Source organism: Fulvivirga aurantia, from assembly GCF_009711475.1.
In the GTDB taxonomy this organism is placed as follows: Bacteria; Bacteroidota; Bacteroidia; order Cytophagales; family Cyclobacteriaceae; genus Fulvivirga; species Fulvivirga aurantia.
Window position 1 is genome coordinate 1 of the sequence record NZ_SMMD01000654.1, and the last position, 5,225, is coordinate 5,225.

Here is a 5,225-nt window from a genome sequence, read left to right on the forward strand (position 1 = left end):
AGCTCTTTCAATATCAGCCATTCTCTCAGAAGCATCAATTTCTATGCTTTTGATTTCTGATGCTTTTCTATTGATTTTGAGCGTGTAGCTTGGGTTTGTCCAAGGCCACTCTTCTAATGTCATACGCTGTACATTTTGATCTTCTACATCTTTAGCACCTCTCATAATTCTAAGCGGAATGTAATAAATCTCACGGCTACCATCTTCATACTCTACATATAAGTCGATAGGCATCATCATATTCTTCACTCTTTCCAATGTCACATATGTAGCATCGTCAGATCCTAAAATTGTTTTGATACCATAGTCGATCTGGTTAGTAGAATAAACAAAGTGCTCAAGGTACCAGTCAAGCTGCATTCCTGAGGCTTTCTCCATTACGCGAATGAAGTCTACAGAAGTAGGATGCTTAAACTTCCAGGTATTGTAATACCTTCTCATACCTTTCATAAAAGTCTCCTGACCAATTATATAGCTTAGTTGGTGTAAGAATACCGCACCTTTTGAGTATGAATTGATACCATAAGACCTGTTAGTATTATAGTGATCAGAGTGTGTCGTAAGTGCTTCTTCGTTGCCACTACTAGCTTGGAAGAAATAATTTCTATACGAACCCGTGTGTGGGTCTGAATCACTATCAGGATTAAGTAAATGCTTCATTACTTCATCAGATGCATAGGAAGTAAAACCTTCATCCATCCATGGGTATAGACTCTCATTTGTAGCCAGCACACCCTGATACCAGCTATGAATCGCTTCATGTACCGACACTCCTAATAAGCTGTTAAAGTTTCTGTTTCCGGTAATTAGTGTTGCCATTGGGTACTCCATACCGCCATCGCCACCTTGAATGAATGAGTACTGGTCGTATGGATATTTGCCGAAGTTTTTGTTAAGATATTCAAAGGCCTGCACCATCATTTCCGGCAACTTAGCCCAATTTTCCTGATTCTCTTCTGTTTCCTGATAAAAGAAATGAAGCGTAGGACCATTTGGTACTTGTGCTGTCGTGTGTTTGTAATCCGGGTCAGCAGCCCACATAAAGTCTATTACATTTGGTGCTTTAAAATGCCAGGTGAGTTTACCATTTTTTGGTTTGCCTTCACCTTCAGCATATCCATGACCGATGTCATTGGCATTTTGTAAGTAACCGGTTCCACCTACAGTGTAAGTCTGATCTATGGTAAGCTTAACGTCAAAATCGCTCCATAGGCCATGAAATTCTCTTCCAATGTAGGGATTAGTATGCCAGCCTAAATAATCGTATTCGGCCATTTTAGGATACCATTGTGACATAGAGTATGAAATGCCTTCTGCATTATCTCTACCAGATCTTCTGATCTGAACAGGCACCTGACCTTCGAATTCCATTTTAAAAACGGCTTTGTCATTTGGCATGATTGGCTTGTTGAGCCTCACTTCGAGTATTGTGCCTTCTACTTTGTAAGTTACGGCTTTGCCATTTTGCTTTAGAGACTCAATGTGCTGGTATCCTATTTCATCATCACTCAATTTTGAGATTCTATCACCTACACGTCTGTCGGGGTCTGCTATACTAAGAGACCTCACATCCATCATGCTACCCGGCTGGAATGCGTTGAAGTATAAATGATAGTAAACTTTGTTTAAGGTATCGGGTGAATTGTTGTAATAGGTAAGCTTTTGTTTCCCTTGAAATTTATGGGTAGTTACGTCCATATCAATCTCCATTTCATACTCACCGCGCTGCTGCCAATACGCAGATGATTGTGGCTGAGCAAGCATAAGTATTGGAGAAAATAAAGCAACTAATGCTATTAAATATGTTCTTCTCATAGTTTATGTTTTAGTTTCTGATTTTAAGGGTGCGTAAATTATCAAATTACCCTTACTATTAAAAATGGTTATTATAAATACGGTTGCCTGATTCTTTAAAGGTTTATTCCAGTTCTTCCAAAGTAGAACTCAGGTCAGTCTCTGTATCCTTAATTTTAGATTTGCAGACTTTTATGAGCTTGGCGGCTCTTTTTACGAGCTTGCTTAGTTCATCAACGTCCGGTTCTTCATTTTCTATTTTGGCAATAATTGATTCTATTTCTTCCATTGCCTCTCTATAACTTCCTTTTTTACTCATCTCTTTTAGCTGCTTTTTCTACTTTACTTTTTATCACCTGCTTCGCTGTAATAGTTTGTATTTCATCACCCTTCTTCACAGTTTCAGTTCCAATTCTTTTACCATTTTTGAGTGTTATGGTATAGCCACGTTCCAGGATTGTGAGTGGGTTTATCAACGACAAATGTTTGTCAAGATTCTCTAGTCGGCTTTGTTGAGCTCTAAGTTCGTTTTTTGATTGCATTAAGAGCCGATCTTTTAGGTATTGTGTGCGTGAGTTTTCATGTCTTAACAACTCCTTTGAAGCCGATTTCATGTTTTGCGTCACGCGCTGCAAACTTTGCTTTTGGTTAGTAATTATTTGATTGGTTAAATGATACAATTGAGAAAACTGCACCTCTAAGGCCTCTTCAAATATTCTCACACCATTTATTAAAAACTCCGCAACGGCTGTAGGTGTTTTTAGCCGTGTATGTGAGACCAAATCTGCAATGGTTTCATCTCGGTCATGACCAATACCGGTAAGCACCGGTAATGGAAATTGTGCTACGTGTGAAGCCAATTCATAATGATCAAAACAATCAAGATCAATCTGCGAGCCACCACCTCGGATAAGGCATACCAAATCAAAATTATCTAAACCGTTATGAATCTGATGCAAAGCTTGAATCATTGACTCAGCCGCACCATCACCCTGAACGGTAGCCTTAAATAGCTGTATTTTGAAATGATAGCCTCCGCTGTTTGATTCAAGTTGGTTGACAAAATCTCCAAAGCCGGCAGCAGTAGGAGAGCTAATAATGGCAATATTTTGAGGTACCTGAGGAAGAGATAAACTCTTGTTCATATCAAAAATGCCATCAGCTACCAATCGATCAATGATTTCCTTCCGCTTTCTGGCCCTTTCGCCTAATGTGAAGTTAGCATCGATGTCTTTTATATTAAGGCTGAAACCATAGAGCTCATGGTATTGGATTGATACATTACAAAGTATCTTAAGGCCCGGCTGAAGTGCTTTACCAGTCATTCCTTCAAACCATGTCGATAAATTGCGATAGGTATAGGCCCAAATAGTCGCTCGTGACTTGGCGATGACCTTATCATCTTCTTTTTCTACCAGCTCTAAATAGCAGTGCCCTGTGTAGTTGGTTCTGAGCTCACCAATCTCAGCAACCACCCAGTAAGATGGAGCCAGGTTTGCATCGAGAGTGGCTTTTACCAGTTTGTTAAGTTCAAATAATGAGAGCTTATCTGTCATGTGCTTCAAAGCTACTAATTATGCTCTAATGCACTTAAAGTTTAATGAAATATGAAAGACTTAGATTGAAAACATTGCTGTTTGTGTAGGCCAGGTCTTCACCATCTAATTCCTGTGGAAGGTTAAACTGGTAGGAGAGACCCACATTTAATGAATTGAACTGAAGGTAAGCAGGAAGTATAAAGCCGATATTCATTAAGCCAAACACATTTTCATCTACAAAAGAAAACCTCTTTCTTGGGTTGATAAATCGCTTGTCTACTTTTAAGCGTGTAAAAATCTGATTGCCCCACAATAGGGCAACCGCTGGTCTCAAGGTAAGTCGGTCGGCCAAAGGCACATTTTTAAAAGTAAAATTACCAGTAACGCTATAATTTAATTTATGTGACTTAAAGGTATCTCCAAAGATGATCGTATAATCTGCCCCTAACTCGAAATACTTTTCGACAAAATAGACAGAGGCATTAAGACCATCCGTAAAAGGAAATTCTATCTCTTCTGATTCTGCATTTTCGTTAAAAAAATAATGCTCGTAACTGGCAAGAACACTCCATTTTTTACCTATTGTGCCCAGATAGCCAATGCTCGTTGTCGTTAAGTAATTTTTAGGTTCGAATTGTGAATTCCAAAAGGAGATAACATCTAAGAAAAGGCCGCTTTTATGATAGTAAGTAATGCCAGAAAAGAGCCCGTTTTCTGTACCCAGAGATTCTCTATTGTCTATGATAGATTCACTGTTGTAGCCTAATTTCAAAGCAAGTTGAGATCGATTCTCTAGATCATCGAGCTTAACGAGACTATCCAAAAGGCTAATCATAGAAGCTGAGTCAACATCTGTAAGAAAAGCATCTAAGGCATCCAGTTCTGCTTGCTCTTCTTCAGTAAAACCATCTTGTGCAGTGCAGAAAATAGGTAATAGAAAGAGAGAGGCAGCCAAAAGGCAACAATTAAGGTTCTTTATAAGCATGTAGTGTTTTTAATTACCGTCTCCGTTTCTCCTGTCTCTTACTTTGTCACGTATTTGGTTTCTGCGGCCTTGCTGTAATCTCCGCTTTTGTATCTGATCGAGAAGCATCCGCCTAAAATCATCTTCGGCTTTTCTCAAAGACATGATTTGTTGAGCGCTGATGATTCTCAGCATTCGACCGGAGTAATCTTTCTCGATCTGAAGCTTTTGCTCTTTTAATTTAAGGCCTAATTCAAGAAGTTGTCTTTTATCTTTATCGGTAGCCGTTTGTGGATCAAGACTTCTTTTAGCCACTTCATACTCTTTTTTGAGCGCCTCATTTTTAGTTCTAAACTCATTGTAGAGTGGCCAGAACTTTTCTGCTTGCTCAGGTGTGAGGCCTAGGCGCTCTGTAATCAACGCAATGCGGGCACTTTCAATTTTTTCTCTAGCCGTGGTATTTTGACCATATGCAACTGTAGCGAAGCTTAATGTTACAAGTAATAAAATGATGTTTTTCATAGCTGTATAATTAGTTGTATTGCCGTGGCATTACAGTATTTCTTCTTCTATTATATATTCTTCAAATAACAACTCGAGGTCTTCTTCATTAAGATCGTCAGTAATTTGAGACTCTGTACCAAACTCCAAATCCAAAGACTCTAAATCGATGTTTTCTAAAATTTCATCGCTAGTGATATCTGTACTTTCCAGATAATCTATAAGATCGTTAGTACTTACTTCAGCTAGTAACTCCTGTGGTTCTGCGGTCTCTACGCTGAAAAAGCCTCCGAAATAAGCAATTACACAAATGAGAGCCAAAGCAGGTAGTGCATACTTCAGGCTTTTCACAAAAATCAATTGTGGTTGCTTTTGCTGTTTTACAGCTTTAGCCTGAATGATACCCGGTAAGTCTTCAAAATACTTAT

The 5,225-nt window shown here is 38.8% G+C and carries 6 protein-coding genes; all 6 read right to left on the bottom strand.

Annotated elements, in window-relative coordinates:
• Positions 1–1,815 (bottom strand): M1 family metallopeptidase (locus E1176_RS06595; RefSeq protein WP_155209812.1); only part of this gene is annotated, 1,815 nt, incomplete at its 3' end.
• A gap of 103 nt (positions 1,816–1,918) precedes the next feature.
• Entirely contained in the window at positions 1,919–2,113 is a 195-nt protein-coding gene (xseB, locus tag E1176_RS06600; protein ID WP_155209813.1) for an exodeoxyribonuclease VII small subunit, read from the bottom strand.
• Positions 2,106–3,350: an exodeoxyribonuclease VII large subunit gene (gene xseA, locus E1176_RS06605; protein WP_155209814.1), complete on the bottom strand. Its 1,245-nt coding sequence runs from the start codon at positions 3,348–3,350 to the stop codon at positions 2,106–2,108. Before xseA ends, xseB begins: the two co-directional genes overlap by 8 nt.
• A gap of 34 nt (positions 3,351–3,384) precedes the next feature.
• Positions 3,385–4,317, bottom strand: coding sequence for a hypothetical protein (locus E1176_RS06610; protein ID WP_155209815.1), 933 nt, complete (start codon positions 4,315–4,317; stop codon positions 3,385–3,387).
• Between the two features lie 9 nt (positions 4,318–4,326).
• Positions 4,327–4,818: a hypothetical protein gene (locus E1176_RS06615; protein WP_155209816.1), complete on the bottom strand. Its 492-nt coding sequence runs from the start codon at positions 4,816–4,818 to the stop codon at positions 4,327–4,329.
• A gap of 30 nt (positions 4,819–4,848) precedes the next feature.
• A partial coding sequence (locus E1176_RS20565; protein ID WP_185152670.1) for a hypothetical protein occupies positions 4,849–5,225 on the bottom strand: 377 nt, incomplete at its 5' end.

Coding starts and splice junctions, on each gene's coding strand:
- xseB (WP_155209813.1), bottom strand. CDS start 2,113: ATGAGTAAAAAAGGAAGTTATAGAGAGGCAATGGAAGAAATAGAATCA.
- xseA (WP_155209814.1), bottom strand. CDS start 3,350: ATGACAGATAAGCTCTCATTATTTGAACTTAACAAACTGGTAAAAGCC.
- E1176_RS06610 (WP_155209815.1), bottom strand. CDS start 4,317: ATGCTTATAAAGAACCTTAATTGTTGCCTTTTGGCTGCCTCTCTCTTT.
- E1176_RS06615 (WP_155209816.1), bottom strand. CDS start 4,818: ATGAAAAACATCATTTTATTACTTGTAACATTAAGCTTCGCTACAGTT.